Origin of the sequence: Salmonella sp. 741265116_PST (assembly GCF_046567715.1) — a bacterium.
GTDB classification, from domain to species: domain Bacteria; phylum Pseudomonadota; class Gammaproteobacteria; order Enterobacterales; family Enterobacteriaceae; genus Salmonella; species Salmonella enterica.
The window spans coordinates 1-4,195 of record NZ_JBKFPH010000065.1 but is presented as its reverse complement, the minus strand read 5'-3'; the positions used below and the strand labels follow the sequence as shown (position 1 = coordinate 4,195).

The following is a 4,195-nucleotide window of genomic DNA, read 5'->3' as shown; positions in this document are numbered from 1 at the left end:
CAATTTCGCTGGTAGGTTTAAAGCCGCTGGCGCACCGTCTGGTCGATAGCCTGTCCGGTGGGGAACGCCAGCGCGCGTGGATTGCCATGCTGGTCGCGCAGGACAGCCGCTGTCTGCTGCTTGATGAACCAACCTCCGCGCTGGATATCGCCCATCAGGTTGACGTGCTGGCGCTGGTACATCGCTTAAGCCAGCAGCGCGGGCTGACGGTAGTTGCGGTGCTGCACGATATCAACATGGCGGCCCGCTACTGTGATTATTTAGTGGCGCTACGCGGCGGTGAAATGATTGCGCAAGGAACGCCTGCGGAACTGATGCGCAGTGACACTCTGGAGCAGATTTATGGCATCCCAATGGGTATTCTTCCGCATCCGGCGGGCGCCGCACCTGTGAGTTTTGTGTATTAATGCGTGACTTATATCCTCTTACTCGCCGCCGTTTATTAACGGCAATGGCGCTGTCGCCGCTGCTGTGGCAAATGAATACGGCGCAGGCTGCCGCTATCGATCCACGCCGGATTGTGGCGCTGGAGTGGCTGCCGGTAGAGCTGCTGCTGGCGCTGGGTATTACGCCTTATGGCGTGGCGGACGTGCCAAATTATAAGCTGTGGGTTAGCGAACCGCCGTTGCCGGATTCGGTGATTGATGTGGGTCTTCGCACTGAGCCCAATCTCGAACTGCTGACCGAAATGAAGCCGTCGTTTATGGTCTGGTCGGCAGGTTACGGACCCTCGCCGGAGAAACTGGCGCGGATCGCGCCGGGGCGCGGGTTCGATTTTAGCGACGGCAAAAAGCCGCTGGCGGTGGCCCGACGCTCGCTGGTTGAACTGGCGCAGACGCTGAATCTGGACACTGCGGCAGAAAAACATCTGGCGCAATACGATCGCTTCATCGCCAGCCAGAAGCCGCGTTTTATCCGCCGCGGGGGGCGTCCGTTACTGATGACGACGCTTATCGATCCGCGGCATATGCTGGTGCTCGGCCCGAATTGCCTGTTCCAGGAGGTGCTGGACGAGTATGGCATCGTCAATGCCTGGCAAGGTGAAACCAACTTTTGGGGCAGTACGGCGGTCAGTATCGATCGGCTGGCGATGTATAAAGAAGCGGATGTGATCTGCTTCGATCACGGGAATAGCACCGATATGAACGCGCTGATGTCTACGCCATTATGGCAGGCGATGCCGTTTGTCCGTGGCGGACGTTTTCAACGTGTGCCTGCTGTCTGGTTTTATGGCGCAACGCTATCGGCCATGCATTTTGTCCGCATCCTGGATAATGCGCTGGGAGGCAAAGCGTGAGCAGAAAACGTGAAATGCCGGATGGCGGCGCGAAAAGCGCCTTATCCGACCTACGGTTCGGGCGCTTTGTAGGCCGGATAAGGCGAAGCCGCCATCCGGCGTTGCTGTTGTTGGCGCTGTTTGTTGCCGCCTGCTGGCTGACATGGGCTAACTTCTCCGTTGCGCTACCGCGCAGTCAGTGGCAACAGGCTATCTGGTCACCGGATATCGACATCATTGAGCAGATGATTTTTCATTACAGCCTGCTGCCAAGACTGGCGATTTCACTGCTGGTGGGTGCGGGACTTGGGCTGGTAGGCGTCCTGTTCCAGCAAGTATTACGTAACCCGTTGGCGGAACCGACCACGCTGGGCGTGGCGACCGGCGCGCAATTGGGGATCACGGTGACTACGCTATGGGCGATTCCCGGCGCGCTGGCGACGCAGTTTGCCGCCCTGACGGGAGCCTGTATCGTCGGCGCGCTGGTGTTCGGCGTGGCGTGGGGCAAACGCCTGTCGCCAGTGACCCTGATCCTCGCCGGGTTGGTGGTTAGCCTCTATTGTGGTGCAATCAACCAGTTACTGGTGATTTTCCACCACGATCAGTTGCAAAGCATGTTTTTATGGAGCACCGGAACGCTAACGCAAACCGACTGGAGCGGCGTGCAGCGTCTGTGGCCGCAGTTGCTGGGCGGTGTGATGCTCACGTTATTGTTGTTACGCCCGATGACGCTGATGGGGCTGGATGACGGCGTTGCGCGTAATCTGGGTCTGGCGCTGTCGTTAGCACGTCTGGCGGCGCTGTCGCTGGCGATTGTGTTGAGTGCGCTGCTGGTTAACGCGGTTGGGATTATCGGCTTTATCGGCCTGTTTGCACCGCTGCTGGCGAAAATGCTCGGTGCGCGTCGTTTGCTGGCGCGTCTGGTGCTGGCCCCGCTGATTGGTGCGTTGATCCTCTGGCTCTCCGACCAAATCATTCTGTGGTTGACTCGCGTATGGATGGAAGTCTCCACCGGTTCAGTGACGGCGCTAATCGGCGCGCCGCTGCTCCTGTGGCTGCTGCCGCGGCTTAAAAGCATGAGCGCGCCGGATATGAACGCCAGCGATCGTGTGGCGGCGGAACGTCGGCATGTCCTCATTTTTGTCGTTGCCGGTGGCGCGCTCCTGCTGCTGGCAACATGGGTCGCGCTCTCTTTTGGTCGCGACGCGCACGGCTGGACGTGGGCGAGCGGAACGCTGCTTGAGGAACTGATGCCGTGGCGCTGGCCGCGGATACTGGCGGCGTTAATGGCGGGCGTCATGCTGGCGGTGGCGGGCTGCATTATTCAGCGTCTGACTGGTAACCCAATGGCCAGCCCGGAAGTGCTGGGGATCAGTTCCGGAGCCGCGTTTGGCGTGGTATTGATGCTGTTTTTGGTGCCGGGGAATGCTTTCGGTTGGCTACTGCCTGCCGGAAGCCTGGGCGCGGCGGCGACACTGCTGATTATTATGATAGCCGCCGGGCGCGGCGGTTTCTCGCCGCAACGGATGTTGCTGGCGGGGATGGCGCTCAGCACCGCGTTTACCATGCTGCTAATGATGCTCCAGGCGAGCGGCGACCCGCGGATGGCGGAAGTGTTGACCTGGATCGCAGGATCTACCTATAACGCCACTGGCGGGCAGGTTACGCGAACCGCGATCGTAATGGTGATTTTGCTGGCAATTGTGCCGTTGTGTCGCCGCTGGTTAACGATTTTGCCTCTGGGCGGCGATGCCGCGCGCGCGGTGGGCATGGCGCTTACGCCGTCGCGTATCGCGCTGCTGGCGTTGGCGGCTTGTTTGACGGCAACCGCGACGATGACCATTGGGCCGCTGAGTTTCGTTGGACTGATGGCGCCGCATATTGCGCGGATGCTCGGTTTTCGCCGGACGATGCCGCATATGATCATCTCGGCGCTGGCAGGGGGTGTTTTATTGGTCTTTGCCGACTGGTGCGGCAGGATGGCGTTATTTCCGTATCAGATCCCGGCGGGATTATTGTCGACGTTTATTGGTGCCCCGTACTTTATCTATCTGCTAAGAAAGCAGAGCCGCTGAGGCTGACCCCTTTCATGTAGGCCGGATAAGACGCTTTGCGTCGACATCCGGCAATAAAAAAGGTTCATCGCATTTTACCGGGGAACGCTGCTTTGATTTTCAGCAAGAAGCAGGTGTTATTTCTGTATCGATAAGTCATGTGCTATTTCAGTGGCGCGTCGCTGTCTCCTGAACAGGGTGACTAACTTCAGCATATCCAGGCCCGAAACGTTGATGATAAATTGCGGCATGATCTATCCAATAATAAGAAGAATTACCGGTTTCGGTATTAAGCATTTTTAAATATTAAGATGTGGATGCCGCATCTTTAATGCATCTCGTAAATCAATTTTAATTTAATAATAAGTTTTCATTATAAAACTTCGATAATAAAATATTGTTTTTTTATGGAAATAATAAAAAACAACTCTATTAAAATAAATTAATTGCCACGAGTAAACAAAAAAAATGTAACTTAGCATTTTTTGATTTTTTTAATAGAATTTATACCAAAAATAAATCTTATGCGTCATTGCTATACATTCAGTACTGTAATTCTGATCTTTTTTTATTCATTTTGACATGTTTATTGTTTTTTGGGCTCTCCCGTCTTGCTTCCTTTGTTTGTTTTTCGAACGGTAAAAAAATATTTATTATTTATTTCTGGTGATCCTTTAAATAAAAACACTTGTCTTTGGGTTTTTAATGGAAAATACTTCACCGCGCCTAAGGGATGTTATTTATTAACGTGTTGTTTGCTTCTTTTGAATGTTGTGCCGGGAATTTCATAACTCGTCATATAATATATACCCAAAATAATTCGAGTTGCTTAAAGGCGGCAAGGGAGTGAGTCCCCAGGAGCATA

3 protein-coding genes are annotated in these 4,195 nt (G+C 54.5%); all 3 read left to right on the top strand.

The features are described 5' to 3' along the window. On the top strand, positions 1-407 hold a 407-nt coding region (locus ACLD11_RS21680), incomplete at its 5' end, for an ATP-binding cassette domain-containing protein (protein WP_411015368.1). Further along, a complete protein-coding gene (gene fhuD / locus ACLD11_RS21675; protein ID WP_411015367.1) occupies positions 407-1,297 on the top strand; it encodes a Fe(3+)-hydroxamate ABC transporter substrate-binding protein FhuD in 891 nt (296 codons plus the stop codon). The genes ACLD11_RS21680 and fhuD, both read left to right, overlap by 1 nt. A 14-nt stretch (positions 1,298-1,311) precedes the next feature. Further along, positions 1,312-3,351, top strand: coding sequence for a Fe(3+)-hydroxamate ABC transporter permease FhuB (gene fhuB / locus ACLD11_RS21670; protein WP_411012341.1), 2,040 nt, complete (start codon positions 1,312-1,314; stop codon positions 3,349-3,351). The last annotated feature ends 844 nt before the right edge of the window (positions 3,352-4,195 follow it).

Bases quoted from the DNA above. Each gene is read 5' to 3' on its own strand.
- fhuD (WP_411015367.1), top strand. From the start codon at position 407: ATGCGTGACTTATATCCTCTTACTCGCCGCCGTTTATTAACGGCAATG.
- fhuB (WP_411012341.1), top strand. From the start codon at position 1,312: ATGCCGGATGGCGGCGCGAAAAGCGCCTTATCCGACCTACGGTTCGGG.